Annotated in this window: 25 protein-coding genes; 18 read left to right on the plus strand and 7 right to left on the minus strand. The window is 67.9% G+C overall.

All coding sequences use genetic code 11. From position 1 onward, the window contains the following. Positions 1–11 precede the first annotated feature (11 nt). The gene (gene hisB, locus KV110_RS12230; RefSeq protein ID WP_218476015.1) at positions 12–665 is read left to right on the plus strand and encodes an imidazoleglycerol-phosphate dehydratase HisB; all 654 of its coding nucleotides are present in this window, start codon (positions 12–14) and stop codon (positions 663–665) included. After that, complete coding sequence (gene hisH / locus KV110_RS12235) at positions 662–1,297, plus strand: imidazole glycerol phosphate synthase subunit HisH (protein ID WP_218476017.1); 636 nt, start codon at positions 662–664, stop codon at positions 1,295–1,297. The genes hisB and hisH overlap by 4 nt, the downstream gene beginning before the upstream one ends. Before the next feature lie 10 nt (positions 1,298–1,307). On the opposite strand, the gene KV110_RS12240 is transcribed toward hisH, so the two are convergent. After that, positions 1,308–1,769, minus strand: coding sequence for a hypothetical protein (locus KV110_RS12240; RefSeq protein WP_218476019.1), 462 nt, complete (start codon positions 1,767–1,769; stop codon positions 1,308–1,310). A gap of 233 nt (positions 1,770–2,002) precedes the next feature. Between KV110_RS12240 and KV110_RS12245 the strand changes: the two genes are divergently transcribed. From KV110_RS12245 to hisF, 5 genes are all read left to right on the plus strand, one after another. After that, positions 2,003–2,509: a hypothetical protein gene (locus tag KV110_RS12245; protein ID WP_218476021.1), complete on the plus strand. Its 507-nt coding sequence runs from the start codon at positions 2,003–2,005 to the stop codon at positions 2,507–2,509. A gap of 50 nt (positions 2,510–2,559) precedes the next feature. After that, the gene (locus tag KV110_RS12250) at positions 2,560–3,012 is read left to right on the plus strand and encodes a MarR family winged helix-turn-helix transcriptional regulator (protein ID WP_218476023.1); all 453 of its coding nucleotides are present in this window, start codon (positions 2,560–2,562) and stop codon (positions 3,010–3,012) included. 147 nt (positions 3,013–3,159) lie between these two features. Continuing rightward, positions 3,160–3,891 carry a bifunctional 1-(5-phosphoribosyl)-5-((5-phosphoribosylamino)methylideneamino)imidazole-4-carboxamide isomerase/phosphoribosylanthranilate isomerase PriA gene (priA, locus tag KV110_RS12255; RefSeq protein WP_218476025.1) on the plus strand — a complete coding sequence of 244 codons (732 nt, stop codon included), beginning with the start codon at positions 3,160–3,162 and terminating at the stop codon, positions 3,889–3,891. Further along, complete coding sequence (locus KV110_RS12260; RefSeq protein ID WP_218476027.1) at positions 3,888–4,703, plus strand: inositol monophosphatase family protein; 816 nt, start codon at positions 3,888–3,890, stop codon at positions 4,701–4,703. Before priA ends, KV110_RS12260 begins: the two co-directional genes overlap by 4 nt. A gap of 4 nt (positions 4,704–4,707) precedes the next feature. Further along, positions 4,708–5,481, plus strand: a complete 774-nt coding sequence (gene hisF, locus KV110_RS12265; protein ID WP_218476029.1) for an imidazole glycerol phosphate synthase subunit HisF — start codon at positions 4,708–4,710, stop codon at positions 5,479–5,481. Positions 5,482–5,620: 139 nt separating this feature from the next. On the opposite strand, the gene KV110_RS12270 is transcribed toward hisF, so the two are convergent. Both KV110_RS12270 and KV110_RS12275 read right to left on the minus strand, forming a co-directional pair. Continuing rightward, complete coding sequence (locus KV110_RS12270) at positions 5,621–5,941, minus strand: DMT family transporter (protein ID WP_218476030.1); 321 nt, start codon at positions 5,939–5,941, stop codon at positions 5,621–5,623. A gap of 35 nt (positions 5,942–5,976) precedes the next feature. Then, entirely contained in the window at positions 5,977–6,333 is a 357-nt protein-coding gene (locus KV110_RS12275; protein WP_218476032.1) for a DMT family transporter, read from the minus strand. A gap of 73 nt (positions 6,334–6,406) precedes the next feature. Between KV110_RS12275 and KV110_RS12280 the strand changes: the two genes are divergently transcribed. Both KV110_RS12280 and hisI read left to right on the plus strand, forming a co-directional pair. After that, positions 6,407–6,823 carry a MarR family winged helix-turn-helix transcriptional regulator gene (locus tag KV110_RS12280; protein ID WP_218476034.1) on the plus strand — a complete coding sequence of 139 codons (417 nt, stop codon included), beginning with the start codon at positions 6,407–6,409 and terminating at the stop codon, positions 6,821–6,823. 58 nt (positions 6,824–6,881) lie between these two features. Then, on the plus strand, positions 6,882–7,229 hold the full coding sequence (gene hisI, locus KV110_RS12285) for a phosphoribosyl-AMP cyclohydrolase (RefSeq protein ID WP_218476036.1): 348 nt from the start codon (positions 6,882–6,884) through the stop codon (positions 7,227–7,229). 15 nt (positions 7,230–7,244) lie between these two features. On the opposite strand, the gene KV110_RS12290 is transcribed toward hisI, so the two are convergent. The 4 genes from KV110_RS12290 to KV110_RS12305 form a co-directional block, all read right to left on the minus strand. Further along, a complete protein-coding gene (locus KV110_RS12290) occupies positions 7,245–7,685 on the minus strand; it encodes a MarR family winged helix-turn-helix transcriptional regulator (protein ID WP_246634722.1) in 441 nt (146 codons plus the stop codon). A gap of 201 nt (positions 7,686–7,886) precedes the next feature. Further along, on the minus strand, positions 7,887–8,468 hold the full coding sequence (locus KV110_RS12295; protein ID WP_246634490.1) for a permease: 582 nt from the start codon (positions 8,466–8,468) through the stop codon (positions 7,887–7,889). Between the two features lie 108 nt (positions 8,469–8,576). Next, the gene (locus KV110_RS12300; RefSeq protein ID WP_218476040.1) at positions 8,577–9,038 is read right to left on the minus strand and encodes a peroxiredoxin; all 462 of its coding nucleotides are present in this window, start codon (positions 9,036–9,038) and stop codon (positions 8,577–8,579) included. 51 nt (positions 9,039–9,089) lie between these two features. After that, on the minus strand, positions 9,090–9,383 hold the full coding sequence (locus KV110_RS12305) for a hypothetical protein (protein ID WP_218476042.1): 294 nt from the start codon (positions 9,381–9,383) through the stop codon (positions 9,090–9,092). A 218-nt stretch (positions 9,384–9,601) separates the two neighbouring features. On the opposite strand from KV110_RS12305, the gene KV110_RS12310 reads away from it, so the two are divergent. The 9 genes from KV110_RS12310 (at position 9,602) to KV110_RS12350 (ending at position 18,794) form a co-directional block, all read left to right on the plus strand. Then, positions 9,602–11,161 (plus strand): anthranilate synthase component I, encoded by a 1,560-nt coding sequence (locus tag KV110_RS12310; RefSeq protein WP_218476043.1) that lies wholly within the window; start codon positions 9,602–9,604, stop codon positions 11,159–11,161. After that, entirely contained in the window at positions 11,158–11,961 is an 804-nt protein-coding gene (locus tag KV110_RS12315; RefSeq protein WP_218476045.1) for a TIGR02234 family membrane protein, read from the plus strand. Before KV110_RS12310 ends, KV110_RS12315 begins: the two co-directional genes overlap by 4 nt. 183 nt (positions 11,962–12,144) lie before the next feature. After that, positions 12,145–12,963 carry an indole-3-glycerol phosphate synthase TrpC gene (gene trpC, locus KV110_RS12320; RefSeq protein ID WP_218476047.1) on the plus strand — a complete coding sequence of 273 codons (819 nt, stop codon included), beginning with the start codon at positions 12,145–12,147 and terminating at the stop codon, positions 12,961–12,963. Continuing rightward, entirely contained in the window at positions 12,960–14,222 is a 1,263-nt protein-coding gene (trpB, locus tag KV110_RS12325; RefSeq protein ID WP_218476049.1) for a tryptophan synthase subunit beta, read from the plus strand. Before trpC ends, trpB begins: the two co-directional genes overlap by 4 nt. 73 nt (positions 14,223–14,295) lie before the next feature. Further along, positions 14,296–15,096, plus strand: coding sequence for a tryptophan synthase subunit alpha (trpA, locus tag KV110_RS12330; RefSeq protein ID WP_218476050.1), 801 nt, complete (start codon positions 14,296–14,298; stop codon positions 15,094–15,096). Between the two features lie 87 nt (positions 15,097–15,183). Further along, complete coding sequence (gene lgt, locus KV110_RS12335; RefSeq protein ID WP_218476052.1) at positions 15,184–16,419, plus strand: prolipoprotein diacylglyceryl transferase; 1,236 nt, start codon at positions 15,184–15,186, stop codon at positions 16,417–16,419. A 256-nt stretch (positions 16,420–16,675) separates the two neighbouring features. Then, positions 16,676–17,167, plus strand: a complete 492-nt coding sequence (locus KV110_RS12340) for a TM2 domain-containing protein (RefSeq protein ID WP_218476054.1) — start codon at positions 16,676–16,678, stop codon at positions 17,165–17,167. Positions 17,168–17,384: 217 nt separating this feature from the next. Next, the gene (locus KV110_RS12345; protein WP_343224198.1) at positions 17,385–18,113 is read left to right on the plus strand and encodes a transporter substrate-binding domain-containing protein; all 729 of its coding nucleotides are present in this window, start codon (positions 17,385–17,387) and stop codon (positions 18,111–18,113) included. Between the two features lie 12 nt (positions 18,114–18,125). Next, on the plus strand, positions 18,126–18,794 hold the full coding sequence (locus tag KV110_RS12350) for an amino acid ABC transporter permease (protein WP_218476058.1): 669 nt from the start codon (positions 18,126–18,128) through the stop codon (positions 18,792–18,794). Positions 18,795–18,909: the final 115 nt, after the last annotated feature.

Genomic DNA, 18,909 nt, shown 5'->3' on the forward strand with positions numbered 1-18,909 from the left:
TGGAGGAAACGATGACGAACAGAACCGCGCGGGTGGAGCGCGTCACCAAGGAATCCAGCATCGTGGTCGAGCTGGACCTGGACGGCACCGGCAAGACCGAGATCGCCACGGGCGTCCCGTTCTACGATCACATGCTGACCGCACTCGGTGCGCACGCCAGCTTCGACCTGACCGTGCGCGCCGAGGGCGACATCGAGATCGAGGCGCACCACACGGTGGAGGACACCGCGATCGTATTCGGCCAGGCGCTCGGAAAAGCATTGGGCGACAAGGTGGGTATCCGCCGGTTCGGTGACGCCTACATTCCGATGGACGAGACATTGGCGCACGCCGCCGTCGACGTGTCGGGTCGGCCCTACTGCGTGCACACCGGCGAGCCGGAACACCTATTACACGCCGTGATCCCCGGGTCTCCTGTTAGAGGTCGCTCCGCAGGCTCCGCTCTCGGGGGCCCTGGCGCACCGTATTCCACGGTGCTGAACCGCCACGTCTTCGAGTCGATCGCGTTGAACGCCCGCATCGCGCTGCACGTCCGGGTGCTGTACGGCCGCGACCAGCACCACGTCACCGAGGCCGAATTCAAGGCGGTGGCACGGGCTTTGCGCGCCGCGGTCGAGTTGGATCCGCGGGTGCATGGCGTCCCGTCGACGAAGGGGACGTTGTGAGTGTGCGGTCCGTGGCGCTGCTCGACTACGGCTCCGGCAATCTGCACTCGGCCGAGCGTGCGCTGGTGCGGGCGGGCGCCGAGGTCGAGGTGACCGCCGATTCGGCGGTCGCGCTGGCCGCCGACGGCCTCGTCGTGCCCGGCGTCGGCGCCTACGCCGCCTGCATGGCGGGACTGCGAAAGGTGCGGGGCGAGCGGATGATCGGCCAACGGCTCGCCGGTGGCCGCCCGGTGCTCGGCATCTGTGTCGGCATGCAGATCCTGTTCGAGCGCGGCGTCGAATTCGGCGTGGAAACCGACGGTTGCGCGGAATGGCCGGGGACTGTGCAGCGCCTGGATGCGCCGGTGCTGCCGCACATGGGTTGGAACACCGTGTCGGCACCGGCGGACAGCGTGTTGTTCGCCGGGATGGATGCCGACACCCGCTTCTATTTCGTCCACACCTATGCCGCGCAGACCTGGGAACTTCCGCCCGGCGAACACTTTGCCGCCCCGAAACTCACCTGGGCCGAGCACGGCGTGCCGTTCCTCGCCGCGGTGGAGAACGGGGCGCTCTCGGCGACCCAGTTCCACCCGGAGAAGTCCGGCGACGCCGGCGCTCAGCTGCTGCGCAACTGGGTGCAGTCGCTGTAAACCCGGGCGCTTACTTGGTTTCGGCGCGGTTGACGAGCCAGCGGCCGTCCACGTTCTCGACGGTGACCAGCAGCGACATCTTGTTGGTCTTCGGCATGCCGTCGGTGGCGTCGCTGGTCGTCGTCCGCACCACGTCGACGGTCACGTCCGCGCCGGCCCTGTCGCCGGACACGACTCGGCAATCCACCGAGTCGACCGTCGAGCGCGTGTGGCTCGCGGTCGCGTTCGCCTGAATGCGCGACCGGGCTTCCTCGAACTCGGCCCGGAGCATCCCGGTGGTGATGTCGAGCATCTGGCCCGCGTGCTCGTCGAAGCGCGCGTAGTCGTAGGTGCCCGCGACGGTGCCGAAATCGCACCCGGCCAGCCGAGCCTCCTCGGGCGGAGCGGCCGTGGCGGTCGGCGCGGCGGCGATACCCGCGATGCAGGTGGCTGCCGAAATCACGAGCACGGCAGCGAGTGTCGAGCGAGGCATACGATATCCCTTGGGAGAGTGGGGAGTAGACGATCGGAGTGATCGCCGAGGCGAGACACTACCGGGGGTTTCCGTGGCAGGCGGGCGGTCCGCCGGATGGCGAGTCGCGTCGCGGCTCGGACCGTGATCGACAGGCCTCCGGGTAGACCCTGAGCTGTGCGCGACGGATATGGGTGGTGACACCGGATTCGCCCGCGGCTGCCCGGTTCTACGGTCGGACCGAGGAGGCCATTATGCGCAGTGTCACGATCCCACTGGTCCTGCTGACCGGATATGCGGTGGTCGCGTGTTTCGCCTTCGCTACGACGGCGGCGGAGACGGTGCTGTTGTATCCGAACATTTATCGGGATATCCCGGAGTCGCTGGAGTTGACCGAGCGGTTCATGAGCGTGGTAAGGGTCGGCGATGTCATGCGCCCGCTCGGTGGTGTGCTGACACTGTGCGCGCTGATCGCGGCCGCGGCGGCGGTGCGCTATCGGGTCGGGCTGCGCTGGCTGGGACTTTCGCTGGCCTCGTTGGTGAGCGGGCAGTTTCTGCTGTCGATCCTGTACCAGTGGCCGAGGGCGTCGATCCTGTTCGACGACCGCGCCGAGCACAGCTTGGCCGAGATCGAGCGTGCGGCCACCGAATTCCAGATCGGGCAGGGCTTTCGGATCGCGGCGGCGGCGCTGACCGCGCTGTGCGCGGTGGCGGCCGCGCTGGTCTGCTACCGCCGTCGGGTGCTGGCCACGCAACCCTGAGGGCGGAGCGACATATTGTGGGTGTGACCAACAAGCGTTAAATTGCAGGCATGGAGATCTCGCACGAGGGTGCTCCCGCCAGGCTGCGGGCACTGCCCACCCGGCTGGTCAACCAAGTCGCCCTCGTCGCCAATCGGGCCACCGAACGGGCGCTGAACACCACCGGCTCCCGGCCCTATCACTACGCACTGCTCGCCGCGCTCGGCGAGTTCGGCTCCATCAGTCAAGCCGACCTGGGCAGGCGCACCCGTATCGATCGCAGCGACATCGTGGCCACCGTCAACGAGTTGGCCGACCGCGGCTTCGTCCAGCGCAGTCCCGACCCCGGCGACCGCAGACGCAAGATCGTCACCATCACCGCCGCGGGCACGGCCCACCTCACCGAACTCGACGAGCGGCTGGCAGGCGCCCAAGACGAACTCCTGGCCGGTCTGAACGCCGCGGACCGCGCCGAGCTGGTCCGCCTCCTCACCTGCATTCTCGACGCCCAGTCGGGCAAGTAGACGTCGTTCGCCGTTCGTATACCCGCAGGCCGGAGACCGGGCGTGAGGAGGGGACTACTAGGCTGCTCCCGTGAGTGAGCGTAGCGACCGAACCATCAACACAGCGTCAAAGACGTCGACGGAGCCGAGCGCCAGCGAGGCGCAGTCGTGAGTCTTGTGCTGCTGCCCGCCGTCGATGTTGCCAATGGAGAGGCTGTGCGCCTCGTGCAGGGGGAGGCCGGTAGCGAAACCAGCTACGGCTCGCCGCGCGAGGCGGCGCTGGCCTGGCAGCAAGCCGGCGCGGACTGGGTGCATCTGGTCGACCTCGACGCGGCGTTCGGCCGTGGCTCGAATCGCGAACTGCTGGCCGGGGTGGTCGGCGAACTCGATGTCAAAGTGGAGCTGTCCGGCGGCATTCGCGACGACGACACCCTGGAGGCCGCGCTGGCCACCGGTTGCGCCAGGGTGAATCTCGGCACCGCCGCGCTGGAGGACCCGGTGTGGTGCGCCAAGGCCATCGCCCGGCACGGCGAGCGGGTCGCGGTCGGCCTGGACGTGCGCATCATCGACGGTGACTACCGGCTGCGCGGCCGCGGCTGGGTCAGCGACGGCGGCGACCTGTGGGAGGTGCTGGAGCGGCTGGAGCGTGACGGCTGCTCGCGCTACGTGGTCACCGACGTCACCAAGGACGGCACGCTGACCGGCCCGAACCTGGACCTGCTCCGCGAGGTGTGCGCAGCCACCGACGCGCCGGTCATCGCCTCCGGTGGCGTGTCCACCATCGAGGACCTGGTCGCGATCGCCGAACTGGTGCCGGAGGGCGTCGAGGGCTCGATCGTCGGCAAGGCGCTCTACGCGGGCCGGTTCACCCTGCCCGAGGCGCTGGCCGCGGTGAGATGACCCAGGACCTATCGGCACTGCTCGCGGTCGCCCGCGAGATCCTGGACTCGGTCACCTCGCGGTTCATCGAGGGGGTCGGCGCGCCGAGCGCGGTCACCAAGGGCCGCAACGATTTCGCCACCGAACTCGATCTGGAGCTGGAACGCACCATCTCCGCTGAGTTGCAGCAGCGCACCGGAATCAATGTGCACGGTGAGGAATTCGGCGGGCCGCAGCTCGTCTCGGGTACCGCGTGGGTGCTCGACCCGATCGACGGCACCTTCAATTACTCGTCCGGCCATCCGCTTTCGGGCATGCTGCTCGCGCTGGTGCACGAGGGCGAGCCGGTGCTCGGGCTGACCTGGCTGCCGCTGCTCGGGCAGCGTTACGCCGCGATGGCGGGCGGGCCGGTCCTGCTGAACGGGCAACCGTTGCCGCCGCTGCCGCACGGGAAGCTGGCCGAGGCGATGATCGGGTTCGGCGCGTTCAATGTGGATGCGCGCGGGCGGATCCCAGGACAGTTCCGTTTCGATCTGCTGGGCCCGCTCAGCAGGCTTTCCTCTCGGGTGCGCATGCACGGTTCGACCGGCATCGATCTGGCGTTCACCGCGTCCGGGGTGCTCGGTGGGGCGATCGTGTTCGGCCACCATCCCTGGGACAACGCCGCGGGGGTCGCGCTGATCCGCGCCGCGGGCGGCGTTGTCACCGATCTCGAGGGCGCGCCGTGGACCATCACCTCGGGTTCGGTGCTGGCCGCCGCGCCCGGTGTGCACGAGGAACTGCTCGAAATGATCTGCACGGTCGCCGATCCGGTGGCCGCGGAGGAAGGGTGAGGCAATGACGTTGGCGGTACGCGTGATTCCGTGTCTGGATGTCGACGCGGGCCGGGTGGTCAAGGGCGTGAACTTCGAAAACCTACGGGACGCGGGCGATCCCGTCGAACTGGCCGCCACCTACGACGCGCAGGGCGCCGACGAGCTGACCTTCCTCGATGTCACCGCCTCCACCGGCGACCGCGGCACCATGATCGACGTGGTCACCCGCACGGCCGAGCAGATCTTCATTCCGCTCACCGTCGGCGGCGGGGTGCGCACCGTCGAGGACGTCGACCGGCTGCTGCGCGCCGGCGCGGACAAGGTTTCGGTCAACACCGCCGCGATCGCGCGACCCGAGGTGCTGCGCGAGATGTCGGAGCGGTTCGGCTCGCAGTGCATCGTGCTGTCCGTCGACGCCCGAACGGTTCCGGAAGGTCAGCCCGCGACGCCGTCCGGCTGGGAAGTCACCACGCACGGCGGTAAGCGCGGCACCGGCATCGACGCCATCGAATGGGCCACTCGGGGAGCCGAATTGGGCGTCGGCGAGATCCTGCTCAACTCGATGGACGCCGACGGCACCAAGGCCGGCTTCGATCTCCCGATGATCCGCGCCGTCCGCGCCTCGGTCTCCGTCCCGGTCATCGCCAGCGGCGGCGCGGGCGCCGTCGAACACTTCGCCCCCGCCGTCCAAGCGGGCGCGGACGCGGTCCTGGCCGCCAGCGTCTTCCACTTCGGCGACCTGACCATCAGCCAGGTCAAGGACTCGATGCGCGCCGAGCACATCGTCGTCCGCTAGCCCAACCAGTCACGCCGCGCACGAATTCACCTGCTGTGCACGGAATTACTAGCGCTTTCGTGCGCGGGCGGGGAAGGTGCGCGTGGGACGGCGCGACCCGCTCGGCGGTGTGCCGAGCGGGTCGTTGCGTGGGGCCGGGTCAGGCTCCGGCGGCTACTTTCAGTAGCACTGCGCCGGCGATGATGGCGGCGAAGGACGCGACCTTGGGGAGGGTGATCTTCTCGTGGTAGATGAGGGCGCCGAGGATTACCGTGCCGATGGCGCCGACACCGGTCCAGATGGTGTATCCGACACCGACATCCAGGGTGCGCAGGGCCAGGCTCAGGGTGAAGATGCCGCCTGCCGCGGCGAGCAGGGTGAAGACGGACGGCCAGAGCTTGGTGAAGCCGTTGGTCGCGTTGGTGCCGAGTGCGAACGCGATCTCGAAGACGATGGCGATGCCGAGGAAGATCCAGGCCATGACGAAAACTCCTGTTGCGGTGGGGGCGTGGGGGATCAGGGGGTGACCGCGGCGGGCGCAGCGGCGCGGTTGGCCAGGGTGTCGGCGAGTTTGAGGCCGAGCACGCCGCCGATGATCAGCACGAAGGCAAGCACCTTCCAGACGTTGAGCGTCTCGTGGAAGATCACCGTGCCGAGGGTGACGGTGCCGACCGAGCCGATGCCGGTCCACACCGTGTAACCCACCCCGACGTCGAGGGTGCGCAACGCCAGGCTGAGGAAGAAGATGCCTGCCCCCGCGGCGGCCGCGGTGAGCAACGACGGGGCGAGCACGGTGAATCCTTCGGTGGCATTGGTCGCGAGGGCGAACACCACTTCGAAAACCGCCGCGATCATCAGGTAGATCCAGGCCATGAGAACAGCTCCTTTAGTTGTATGTATATGCAACTACCTTGCGTGAGGAGAAGTATGCATGTACAAATAATCTGTGTCAAATACTGAGCACGACGACCAGATGTGGAACCGGCTGATCGCCCTGCACGCCCAGGTAGAAGGCCGATTGGCGGCGGCGGTTCAGCGCGGGCACGGCCTCGGGCTTTCGGAATACCGGGCGCTCGGCTTCCTGGCCGAAGCCTCCGACGGCGAACTGCGCATGCAGGACCTGTCCGCCCGCCTCGGCCTGAACCAGAGTTCGGTGACCAGACTGGTCGGCAGGCTCGACGCCGCCGGACTGGCCTACCGCGATCTGTGCCCGGATGATCGCCGCGGCGTCTACACGGTGATCACCGACAAGGGCCGGGAACGGCACCGGGCCGCGGGCGAGACCTACCGCGCCACCCTCACCGCCGCGCTCGACGAATCCGACGACGACACCGTCGCCGCCCTGCGCCGGGCTCATGTCTGATCCCATACCGGGCACTGCCGAAGCGGAGGCCGAGGTACGCCCCTGTTATAACGGTCGTATGACTCTCGATCCCGCCATCGCCGCCCGGCTCAAGCGCAACGACGCGGGCCTGGTCTCGGCCGTCGCGCAGGAACGCGGCACCGGCGATGTGCTGATGGTGGCGTGGATGGACGACGAGGCGCTGGCCCGCACGCTGGAAACGCGCAAGGCGACGTACTTTTCGCGTTCGCGTCAGCAGTATTGGGTCAAGGGGGAGACCTCCGGTCACACCCAGTACGTGCACGAGGTTCGCCTGGATTGTGACGGCGACACCATTCTCTTGGTCGTCGATCAAGAAGGCGCCGCCTGCCATACCGGGACGCACACGTGTTTCGACTCGGATGTCCTGCTCGCTGAGCAGTCCTGACGTCGAGGGCCCCGACTACGTGTCCGACGGCCGATCGTCCTCGCTGGCATTACCGAGTCGGCTCAACGCATCGGTGAGATGATCGGCGAGCAGTTCGCTCAGTTCGGCCAGCTGAGCCGTCTGCTCGGGCTCCAAACCGTCGAACACCAGGTGGCGCACCGCATCCAGATATCCGGGGGCGGCCTCGATGACCTTGTGGTAGCCGTCGTCTGTCAGTACGGCCTGGACCCCACGCCGCCCGGCGGTAGCGGAGCGCTCCGCCCAGCCCATCCGCTCCAGCTTCGACACCACGTGGGAAAGCCGTGATAGCGATGCATTTGCCTTGTGGGCAAGGTCACTCATCTGCAAACGATGGCCCGGTTCCTCGGACAGCAGGGTCAATACCCAATACTCGAAATGGGTGACCCCGGATTCGCGCTGCAGCTGCGTATCCAAAGCGCCTGGTAGGCGCGTCATCAGCGCAACAATCGCGCGCCAAGCTCGTTGTTCGACGGGGTCGAGCCACTTCGTCACTGTGTGCCTTCTTTCAAGCCAAGTGACGTGTTTTTGTTAGTAAGCCTATCGATTATTGAAAAGCATGTTCACAGTCACCCGCGACACCGAGTTTGCCACGACTTCGCTCGCCCGTCATGAAGTTGCTAAGGGACGTGAGCTCACTCACAAACCGTCCGGACGCGTCATGGTCGGATCGGCGGTGGTCGGCGGTGCGGTGCGCGTGGTCTGCTTCCTGGGGCGCCTTCGCCGCCACCAACGCGTGATGACCAGGAACAACGCCGCCAGGAAGACAGCGGCGGCGGCGAGCGCGCCGGCCAGGGTGGCGCCACGGAAGGCGGGTGCATCGACGTCCAGAATGCGCTCTCCGGCATGGGCGGCGTTGCTACCCCCCAGCACGATGGTGAGCGTCATCAGATTGGGGATCGCGACGAGCGCGGCAACGACAACGGCCGCACCCGCCATGAATCGGCCCGCCCTTCGCCCCCACACCCGCACCGCGAACAGCAACAGGAACAGCGGCACGACCGTGCACACGCCGCCGAAGACCAGGCCCCAGCCGATGCCCTTGGCGAAGCTGCCGTTGACCATCTCCGCGACCCGCTGTGCCCACCAGCGCGGGATGAACGCGGACAAGATGAAGTAGGCGATGAACAGGAGGGCGAGCAGCGCCAGCCCGCCGATGATCCAGCTCCGCCAGGCGGGTCCGGTCGATTTCTGCTCCAGCTGTCCGTCGGTCGCAGTCATGCAGCCAGGGTAAGCCGGGTGAACGGCGGAAACGTGATGATCGCCCCGGCGTTTCCGGTGCGTCCGTCCCGAGTGTTGCCCTGGATCGGGTTAGGCGTCTCGCCGGAATTACTTCGTGCGCTCCCGGAGGAACGCCAGCGCCTCGTCGGCATGCACGTTGGCGCGCAACTCGCCGGTGATGATCTTGCGGACGGTGCGGTCCTGATCGATCACGAAGGTCTGTCGCTTGACCGGCACCAGTTTTCCGAGCAGCCCCCGCTTGACGCCGAACTGCGCGGCGACCTTGCCGTCGGTGTCGGAGAGCAACGGATAACCGAGGCCCTGCTTGTCGGCGAAACCGGCTTGGGCGTCGACGCCGTCGGCACTGATGCCAGCGCACGACGCGCCGACGGCCGCGAAGTCGGCGGCCACATCACGGAAGTGGCAGGCCTCGGCCGTGCACACCGGGCTGTTCGCCGCGGGATAGAAGAACAGGACCAGCGGACCGTCCGCGAGCAACGCGTCGAGCGAACGGGGGGTGCCTGATTGATCGGGGAGCTCGAACTGCGGGGCGAGCTGACCTGTCTGCATGGAAAGCGACAGTACCGGGCACATGTCGCACCCGGTACCTGTCCGGGCCCGTCAGACGCCGATCAACGCCGCAACTTCGGGGTTCTTGATCTGCATGACATCGAGAATGCCGTGCGCGCGCAGGAACGGCTTGAGCTCCTTGATCCGGTCGGCGTGCGTGGCGTACTCGTCCGGGAAATGGTTCTTGTCCAGGGCTTCCAGTGCCTTCGCATAGGTGACGAAGGTGGCTAGCGCGTTCGGGGCACCCTGGGCGCCGGTCTTCGACTGCAGTCCGACCATCCGTGGGGGCTGGCTCGGCGCACCGCCAGGGGCGGCGTGCCTGCCCTCCGGTTGCGAGGGGTACATCGGTTGTCTCCTCTCGATCATGGATACCGCGTGCGAGATGGAACGGAGCGAGTGTAGAGACGTCCGTCACACGGCCTACGCGGGCATGAGAACCGGGCGGTCGAGTTTGTGGCTGGTGTGATCGGCCGCGCGGCCGTGAAGGGCGTTTATCAGACTCGCGCGTGGCTGGTTGGGGTGCGCCGCGCTGGGTGTCGGTACCGCCTGGGATGATGTTGCGCATGCAAGGCGCGTCGACTCCTACCACTACGACCCGCGAACAGTTTCATCAGCTGGCCGCGGAGCATCGGGTGGTGCCGGTTACCCGAAAGGTGTTGGCGGACTCCGAAACTCCGCTTTCCGCCTACCGTAAGTTGGCCGGAGATCGGGCGGGAACGTTCCTGTTCGAGTCGGCGGAGAACGGGCGATCGTGGTCGCGGTGGTCGTTCATCGGCGCGGGGAGTCCGTCGGCGTTGACCGTGGTCGACGGTGCGGCGGCCTGGTTGGGGAACATTCCGGTGGACGCGCCCTCGGGCGGTGATCCGCTGCTCGCTCTGCGGGAAACACTGGAGTTGCTGAAGACCGAGCGGTTGCCGGGGCTGCCGCCGCTGACGGGCGGCATGGTCGGCTACCTCGGGTACGACGCGGTGCGCCGGATCGAGCGGCTGCCGAACCTGGCCCTCGACGACCTGCAGCTGCCGGAGATGGTGTTGCTGCTGGCCACCGATCTCGCCGCGTTCGACCACCACGAGGGTGCGATCACGCTGATCGCCAATGCGGTCAACTGGAACGGCACCGCCGAACGGGTCGACGAAGCCTATGACGACGCGCTCGCCAGGCTGGACCGGATGACCGAGGCGCTCGCCGCCCCGGCACCGTCCACGGTGTCGGTCTTCGACCGGCCCGAACCCGAGTTCCGGCGCCGCCGCACCACCGAGGAGTTCGGTGCGGGGGTGCGTCGCCTGGTCAAGGAGATCGAAGCGGGCGAGGCGTTCCAGGTGGTGCTGTCGCAGCGCTTCGAAATGGACTACGACGGCGCACCGCTGGACCTGTACCGGATGTTGCGCGCCTCGAACCCGAGCCCGTACATGTACCTGCTGCACGTCCCGGACGGCGACGGCGGCACCGCGTTCTCCATCGTCGGCTCCAGCCCGGAATCCCTGGTCACCGTGAAAGAGGGTGTGGCGACTACACATCCGATCGCGGGTACCCGCTGGCGCGGAGTCACCGAAGAAGACGACCTGCTGCTGGAAAAGGGCCTGCTCGCCGACGAGAAGGAGAACGCCGAGCATTTGATGCTCGTCGACCTCGGCCGCAACGACCTCGGTCGGGTCTGTCAGCCCGGCACGGTGCGGGTCACCGAGTACCGGCACATCGAGCGGTACAGCCACGTGATGCACCTGGTCTCGACGGTGTCCGGCCGGCTCGCCGCGGGCAAGATCGCGCTCGACGCGGTGCGCGCCTGCTTCCCCGCGGGCACCTTGTCCGGTGCGCCGAAGGTGCGCGCGATGGAGTTGATCGAAGAGCTGGAGCCGACCCGCCGCGGCGTCTACGGCGGCGTCGTCGGCTATCTCGACTTCGCCGGGGACGCGGACACCGCGATCGCCATCCGCACCGCATTGCTGAAGGACGGCACCGCCTACGTTCAGGCTGGCGCGGGCATCGTCGCCGATTCGAACGCCGAGTACGAAGACCTCGAAGCCCGCAACAAGGCGATGGCGGTGCTCAAGGCGGTCGCCGCGGCGAAAACCGTGCGCGCATACAGCACGGAACCGGGCGCGACGAACAGCGGCCCCGCATGACGGCGGCCGAGCCCGGCGGGGCCGCCGATCCGGCGCGCACCCCCGACCCCGACCTCGTCACCCCGGAGACCGGTACCGAGCCGGGAGCCGCGTCCGACGAGCGCCGCAAGTATCCGACCGGCGCCCTCGTCCTGCTCGCCCTCGCGGCCGCCGCGCTGTGGGGTTCCTCGCGGATGACCTGGGTGACGGTCACGTCCGCCGACGGCCTCACCGAACCGCGCACCGATCACCTCAACGGCGGCGTCTGGTTCGGTGCGCTCACCCCGCTGGCCCTAGTACTGCTGGCGTCCATCGCGGCCGTGCTGGCCACCCGAGGTTGGCTGCGTCGCGTGCTGGGCGTGCTCATCGCACTGGTCGGCGCGGTGGCGGCGGTACCTGCCTTCGCCCTGCTCACCAACTCCGGCAAGATCGCCGAGCGGGCGGCGAAGCTGGCCGAACTTCCGGCCAGGGCGCAGGTGGGTGCGGCGACGACGTCGGCACTTCCGGCCGTGCTCGCCTTGCTCGGCGCACTGGCGGCCTTCGCCGCCGGCGGCTTGCTCGCGCGGATGCCGCAGGACACCGCCCGCCTGTCCGGCAAGTACGACAACCCGGTGTTCCGCCGCGCCGCCGCCACCGAGCAGGTGACCCAGCGGCGCACCGAGGCCGCGACACCCGGCGCGGAGCCGAACTCGACCCAGCTGTCCGAACGCGTGCTCTGGGATGCCTTGGACGCGGGCACCGACCCCACCGAGGACCCGCTGAACTCCGGTGGGCGGCCCGACGATCCGGACTCCGGCGAGGCAGGCGGACGTGTCCGCTGAGGAATCCGCGGGCGGTGACTGTGTCGGTTCCCACCTTGTGCGCGGACTGGTTGCCTGGTCCACAACAAGCCCCGGCGCAAACGCGGCCGGTACGGCCATTTATTCTTTGTCAGCATCGGTGAGACAGCGCCTGGGGGGATTCTCAGGCAGCAAGTCCGTCTCCCCAGAAAGGATTCGAGCCAGATGACGGTACTCGACTCGATTCTCGACGGGGTCCGCGCGGATGTGGCCGCTCGGGAAGCCCTCCTCGATTTCCAGGCGATCAAAGCGGCCGCAGCGGCGAAGCCGAGCCCGCTCGACGCGCGCGCGGCGCTCCTCGAAGACGGCATCGGCGTCATCGCCGAGGTGAAGCGGGCCAGCCCCTCCAAGGGCGAGCTCGCCGACATCCCCGACCCGGCCAGCCTGGCCAAGGCGTACGAGGACGGCGGCGCCAGGATCATCAGCGTGCTCACCGAGGGCCGCCGCTTCCACGGGTCCCTGGACGACCTGGACGCGGTCCGGGCCACCGTGAGCATCCCGATCCTGCGCAAGGACTTCGTCGTCGGGCCGTACCAGATCCACGAGGCCCGCGCGCACGGCGCCGACGTGATCCTGCTGATCGTCGCGGCGCTGGAGCAGGACGTGCTGTCCTCGCTGATCGACCGCACCGAATCGCTCGGGATGACCGCACTGGTCGAGGTGCACACCGAGGAAGAGGCCGACCGCGCGCTCGAGGCAGGCGCCTCGGTGATCGGCGTGAATGCCCGCAATCTCAAGACGCTGGAAGTCGACCGGGATGTCTTCGCCCGGATCGCACCCGGCCTGCCCACCGAGGTCATCCGGATCGCCGAGTCCGGCATCCGCGGCACCGCCGACCTGCTGGCCTATGCCGGCGCGGGCGCGGACGCCGTCCTGGTCGGCGAGGGCTTGGTGACCAGTGGTGATCCGCGCGCGGCCGTGTCCGAACTGGTGACCGCGGGCACCCACCCGTCCTGCCCGAAGCCGGCGCGGCGGGGCCGGTGACCCGAGTGACCGAACTACCCAAGGCCAGCGACGGCATCGCGCACCGCAGCGCGCACGAGCCCGATAGCGGCGGCCACTTCGGCGTCTACGGCGGCAGGCACGTGCCGGAGGCGCTCATGGCTGTCATCGAGGACGTCACCGCGATGTACGAGAAGTCCCGGCTCGACCCGGACTTCCTCAACGAGCTGGACCGGCTGCAGCGCGACTACACCGGCCGTCCGTCGCCGGTGTTCGAATGCACCCGGCTCGCCGAGCACGCGGGTGGCGCGCGCATCCTGCTCAAGCGCGAAGACCTGAACCACACCGGTTCACACAAGATCAACAACGTGCTCGGCCAGGCACTGCTGGCCAAGCGCATGGGCAAGACCCGGGTTATCGCGGAGACCGGCGCGGGCCAGCACGGCGTCGCCACCGCGACCGCGTGCGCGCTGCTCGGCCTGGACTGCGTCATCTACATGGGCGCCGTCGACACCGCACGGCAGGCGCTGAACGTGGCCAGGATGCGGCTGCTCGGCGCCGAGGTGATCTCGGTGACCACCGGCTCGCAGACGCTCAAGGACGCGATCAACGAGGCACTGCGCGACTGGGTGAGCAACGCCGACGACACCTACTACTGCTTCGGCACCGCCGCGGGCCCGCACCCGTTCCCCATGCTGGTGCGTGACTTCCAGCGCGTCATCGGCCTGGAGGCCCGCGTGCAGGTGCAGGAGGCCACCGGCCAGCTGCCCGACGCGGTCGTCGCCTGCGTCGGCGGCGGCTCCAATGCCATCGGCATCTTTCACGCCTTCCTCGACGACGCCGATGTCCGGCTGGTCGGCTACGAGGCGGCCGGTGACGGCGTCGAAACCGGCAGGCACGCGGCCACCTTCACCGGCGGAACACCGGGCGCGTTCCAGGGCGCCTACTCGTACCTGCTGCAGGACGAGGACGGCCAGACCGTCGAGTCGCACTCCATCTCGGCCGGTCTGGACTACCCCGGCGTCGGCCCCGAGCACGCCCTGCTCAAGGACATCGGCCGCGCCGAATACCGGCCGATCACCGACACCGAGGCGATGGACGCGCTGCTGCTGCTCAGCCGGAGCGAGGGCATCATCCCGGCGATCGAGTCCGCGCACGCGGTGGCGGGCGCGCTGCAACTGGGCAAGGAACTCGGCCCCGGCTCGATCATCCTGGTGAACCTGTCCGGCCGCGGTGACAAGGACATGGACACGGCGGCGCGCTGGTTCGGGCTGTTGGACGAGAAGGACGAACAGAAGTGAGCGAGCGTAGCGAGCGAACCATCAATACAGCGCCCATGGCGTCGACGGAGCCGAGCGTCAGCGAGGCGCAGTCGTGAGCCAACAGTCCCGTCTTGCCAATACCTTCGCCGCATGCCGTAGCGACAATCGTGCCGCGCTCATCGGTTACCTACCCGCGGGCTACCCCGACCTGGCCGGTTCCATCGAGGTCTGCCGCACCATGGTCGAATCTGGTTGCGACATCGTCGAAGTCGGTGTCGCCTACTCTGATCCGGTGATGGACGGCCCGACCATCCAGGCCGCCGCCGACCAGGCGCTGCGCGGCGGTGTGCGGGTCCGCGACGTGTTCTCCGTCGTCGAGGCGATCACCTCGGCGGCCGGCCAGGCCGTGGTGATGAGCTACTGGAACCCGGTGCTGAAGTACGGCGTCGACACGTTCGCGCGTGACCTCGCCGCCGCGGGCGGTGCCGGGATCATCACCCCGAACCTCATTCCGGAGGAGGCCGACGACTGGTTCGTCGCCTCGTCCACGCACAACCTGGACCGCATCTTTCTGGTCGCGCCGTCCTCCACCGAGGAGCGTCTGGTCAAGACCCTCGAGGCGTCGCGCGGTTTCGTGTACGCCGCCTCGACCATGGGTGTCACCGGCGCGCGCGACGCGGTGTCCTCCGCCGCGCCGGCGCTGTGCGCGCGGATCAGGGCGCATTCCGACATCCCGATCGGCGTCGGCCTCGGCGTCCGCTCGGGTGCGCAGGCGGCCGAAATCGCTTCCTACGCAGATGGAGTCATCGTCGGCTCGGCGCTGGTGACGGCCGCGGGCGAGAGTCTGGACGCGGTCCGTGCGCTCACCGCCGAGTTGGCCGAGGGCGTGCGTTCGGCGACCGTCGCTTCCTAGGGTCGCCGCCGCCGTGACGGCGCGCGGTTTCGGTCGCCACTCGGCGGTGGTTCCAGCGTTGCGGGCGTTCTCCGCTACGGTGGCCCCGTGACCTTACGAGTCCTGGCAGACAACGTCTTGGCGCGCAGCGATGTGCTGGCCTACATTCCCAGCCCACCGCAGGGCGTGTGGCACATCGGCCCGTTCCCGCTCAGGGCATACGCGCTGTGCATCATCATCGGCATCATCGTCGCCATCTGGTGGGGTGAGCGGCGCTGGCGCGCCCGCGGCGGGCAACCGGGCACGATCCTGGACGTCGCGATGTTCGCGGTGCCGTTCGGTCTGGTCGGCGGTCGGCTTTATCACGTCGCCACCGACTGGCAGAAGTACTTCGGCGCCGACGGCGACCCGATGGCGGCGCTGCAGATCTGGAACGGCGGCCTCGGCATCTGGGGCGCGGTGCTGCTCGGCGGCGTCGGCGCCTGGATCGGCTGCCGGGTATATCGAATCCCGTTGCCCGCGTTGGGTGACGCGATCGCGCCGCCGATCCTGCTGGCCCAGGCGATCGGCCGCCTCGGCAACTATTTCAACCAGGAACTCTACGGCCGCGAGACCGACCTCCCATGGGGCCTGGAGATCTACTTCCGGTACGACGACAACCTGAAGCCGGACGCGATGAACGGCGTCTCCAACGGCGTCGTCGACAAGGTCGTGCACCCCACGTTCCTGTACGAGCTCATCTGGAACGTACTGATCGTGGTGCTGCTGGTCCGACTGGACCGGCACTACCGGATCGGCCACGGACGCCTGTTCGCGCTGTATGTGGCGGGTTACAGCTTCGGCCGCTTCTTCGTGGAGCTGATGCGCGACGACGAGGCGACCAAGCTGGCCGGCATCCGGATCAACTCGTTCACCTCGGCGGTCGTATTCCTCGCGGCCATCGCCTATTTCGTGTTCGCGACCAAGGGCCGCGAGACCGCTGAGCAGTTGCAACCGGGCGCGGGTCCACGTCCTTGGCCGTGGCAGATCAGCGCGTTGCGTGCGGCGGGTGCCGCGTCCGAGGGTGCCGGGAGCTCGGCCGAGGCGAGCACGGACAAGGTTGGGCTGGTCAAGGATTCGGCCCCGGAGACCGCCGGTGCGACGGCGGTGGATGCCACCGAGGAATCCACGGAGCCGGACAAGGACGAAACCAGCGGCTCCGTCGATGCCGAGGACCCTGTGGCCGACAAGTCCGCTGACGCGGCGGACACCGACGCCGAGTCGGCGAAAGCCGATGCCGAGGAAACCGCCACCTCCGCGCAGCCCACCGCGCCGAAGAAGGCCGCGGACTCCGACAAGTCCTGAAAACGATGGTGCCGCCGCCGATTACGCGGCGGCATCACCGCTCGTCGCGCACCGGGTTTGCGCCGAATTCCCCGCCGCCGATAACGGCGGTCCGCGGCACGGGCGATAACCCGGGCGAATGCCGAGGGTTACCGGGGCGACAAACAACACCCGTTTGACAACAATGTCTCGTGATCGTCGCGAGCGTCTCCCGCTCGGCAGATCGATCGATGCCGGGCCGAGCAGAGGGTGCCCGCACGAATGAGGAGGACATTTAGTGACCGACCCTTACCAGCAGAACCCAGGCGGCGGACCACAGTACGGTCCGCCCGGTACGGGTCCGGATCTGAACAAGCCACAGGACACCGTGGCGTTCCCGCAGTTCGACGGCCAGCAGCCCGCCGACCCGTACGCGCAGCCGCAGTTCGGCCAGCCCAACCCGTACGGCCAGCAGCCGGGTGGCTACCCACCGGCGCAGTACGGCCCCCAGGGCTACAACCCGAATGACCCCGAAGCACCGTACGGCCGTGACCAATTCGGTGTGCCACTCTCGGACAAGCAGAAGCTCGTCGCGGGTCTGCTGCAGATCTTCCTCGGCAGTTTCGGGGTCGGCCGCTTCTATCTCGGCCACAACGGACTCGGTATCGCCCAGTTGGTCGTCAGTGCCGTCACCTGTTTCACGCTCGGCTGGATCTGGGGTGTCGTCGACGGCATCCTGATGCTGACCGGCAAGGTGACCGACAGCGAAGGTCGCCCGCTGCGCGAGTGAGTCATCCCGAGAGGACGACGGGCATCGCCGATCCGGCGGTGCCCGTCCGGGCTTTTAGCGCGGCTGTTCCGCGAGTACAACCCTTAAACGCACCATGATCGGGATAATGTCCTTCGCAGAAGTCCCGGCGTAGCATGAGCCGGATTTGCGTGTTGTGTGTGGAACTCCATGCACCGAAGAGAGGGAACCCGTGCGTCGCAAGCTGTTCGCCGCCGCCATGCTCGCCATCGTCGCCGCCACCGGGCTCACCGCCTGCGGTAGCAGCAGCGATCCGAACGTGTTGAAGGTCGGTACGGAAGGGACCTACTCGCCGTTCAGCTATCAGGGTTCCGACGGCAAGATCACCGGCTACGACATCGAGGTGATCCAGGCCGTCGGCGACAAGCTCGGCAAGCGGGTCGAATTCGTGCAGACCCCGTGGGACGCCATCTTCGCCGGCCTCGAGTCCAAGCGCTTCGACCTGGTCGCCAACCAGGTGACCATCAACGACGAGCGCAAGAACAAGTACGCGCTGTCCACCCCGTACACCACCTCCGACGGCGTGATCGTCACTCGCACCGACAACAACGCCATCACCACCCTCGCCGACCTGAACGGCAAGACCTGCGCCCAGTCCGCGACCAGCAACTGGGGCAAGGTCGCCGCGGGCGCCGGCGCGAAGGTCGAGGCGGTGGAGGGCTTCGTGCAGGCCATCCAGCTGCTGAAGAACGGCCGCGTCGACGCCACCGTCAACGACACCCTCGCCGTCGCCGAGTACACCAAGAAGACCGGCGACAACGGCGTGAAGGTCGCGGGCAAGACCGGTGAGACCAGCAAGCAGGCCTTCGCCGCCCGCAAGGACGACGCGCTGATCAAGGACGTGGACAAGGCGCTGAGCGAGCTGCGCGCCGAGGGCAAGCTGGCCGCGATTTCCGACAAGTACTTCGGCACCGACGTCAGCAAGTAGCCGACGCCGTCCATGGATGCCGATACCAGGGAACTGATCTGGCACAACCTGTGGCCGATGCTGCAGGCCACCGTCGAGAAAACGCTGCCGCTCACCGCGATCAGCTTCGCCATCGGCTTGGTGATCGCGTTGTTCGTGGCATTGGCCAGGATGTCACCGGTGTGGCCGCTGTCCGCGGCCGCCCGGTTCTACATCTCGATCATTCGGGGCACGCCGCTGCTGGTGCAGCTGTTCATCGTGTTCTACGCGCTGCCGCAGTTCAACGTCGTGATCGATCCGTTCCCGGCGGCGGTGATCGCGTTCAGCCTCAATGTCGGTGGCTACGCGGCCGAGGTGGTGCGCGCGTCCATCCTCAGCGTCGCGCACGGGCAGTGGGAGGCGGCCAAGGCGCTCGGCATGTCGTATGCGCAGGAACTGCGGCTGATCATCCTGCCGCAGGCTTCGCGCATCGCCGTGCCGCCGCTGTCCAACACGCTGATCTCGTTGGTGAAGGACACCTCGCTGGCCTCCACCATCCTGGTGACCGAACTGCTCCGGGTCGCCCAGCTGGCGGCCGCCCCGACCTTCGACTTCTTCGCGCTCTACGGCGTCGCGGCGATCTACTACTGGATCATCTGTTTGATTCTGGGTTTCGCGCAGACCAGATTGGAGACCCGGCTCGCCCGGCACGTAGCGCGCTGACCGACCGCGCTTACCAGGCATGTTGCGCAATGCGTAACGGTTGTAGGTTTCACCAAGTCGGAGCCGATTTTTTCACGCAGCTTTCACCTGGGCCACAGCAGGCGCGGGTACCGGT

The organism is Nocardia iowensis, assembly GCF_019222765.1.
Taxonomy (GTDB): Bacteria; Actinomycetota; Actinomycetes; order Mycobacteriales; family Mycobacteriaceae; genus Nocardia; species Nocardia iowensis.

Coding starts and splice junctions, on each gene's coding strand:
- KV110_RS12315 (WP_218476045.1), top strand. CDS start 11,158: ATGACGGCGGCCGAGCCCGGCGGGGCCGCCGATCCGGCGCGCACCCCC.
- KV110_RS12310 (WP_218476043.1), top strand. CDS start 9,602: ATGCAAGGCGCGTCGACTCCTACCACTACGACCCGCGAACAGTTTCAT.
- KV110_RS12245 (WP_218476021.1), top strand. CDS start 2,003: ATGCGCAGTGTCACGATCCCACTGGTCCTGCTGACCGGATATGCGGTG.
- hisF (WP_218476029.1), top strand. CDS start 4,708: ATGACGTTGGCGGTACGCGTGATTCCGTGTCTGGATGTCGACGCGGGC.
- KV110_RS12305 (WP_218476042.1), bottom strand. CDS start 9,383: ATGTACCCCTCGCAACCGGAGGGCAGGCACGCCGCCCCTGGCGGTGCG.
- KV110_RS12300 (WP_218476040.1), bottom strand. CDS start 9,038: ATGCAGACAGGTCAGCTCGCCCCGCAGTTCGAGCTCCCCGATCAATCA.
- KV110_RS12350 (WP_218476058.1), top strand. CDS start 18,126: ATGGATGCCGATACCAGGGAACTGATCTGGCACAACCTGTGGCCGATG.
- KV110_RS12250 (WP_218476023.1), top strand. CDS start 2,560: ATGGAGATCTCGCACGAGGGTGCTCCCGCCAGGCTGCGGGCACTGCCC.
- KV110_RS12240 (WP_218476019.1), bottom strand. CDS start 1,769: ATGCCTCGCTCGACACTCGCTGCCGTGCTCGTGATTTCGGCAGCCACC.
- trpC (WP_218476047.1), top strand. CDS start 12,145: ATGACGGTACTCGACTCGATTCTCGACGGGGTCCGCGCGGATGTGGCC.
- hisB (WP_218476015.1), top strand. CDS start 12: ATGACGAACAGAACCGCGCGGGTGGAGCGCGTCACCAAGGAATCCAGC.
- KV110_RS12260 (WP_218476027.1), top strand. CDS start 3,888: ATGACCCAGGACCTATCGGCACTGCTCGCGGTCGCCCGCGAGATCCTG.
- KV110_RS12270 (WP_218476030.1), bottom strand. CDS start 5,941: ATGGCCTGGATCTTCCTCGGCATCGCCATCGTCTTCGAGATCGCGTTC.
- KV110_RS12290 (WP_246634722.1), bottom strand. CDS start 7,685: ATGACGCGCCTACCAGGCGCTTTGGATACGCAGCTGCAGCGCGAATCC.
- KV110_RS12295 (WP_246634490.1), bottom strand. CDS start 8,468: ATGACTGCGACCGACGGACAGCTGGAGCAGAAATCGACCGGACCCGCC.
- KV110_RS12345 (WP_343224198.1), top strand. CDS start 17,385: ATGCTCGCCATCGTCGCCGCCACCGGGCTCACCGCCTGCGGTAGCAGC.
- KV110_RS12275 (WP_218476032.1), bottom strand. CDS start 6,333: ATGGCCTGGATCTACCTGATGATCGCGGCGGTTTTCGAAGTGGTGTTC.
- hisI (WP_218476036.1), top strand. CDS start 6,882: ATGACTCTCGATCCCGCCATCGCCGCCCGGCTCAAGCGCAACGACGCG.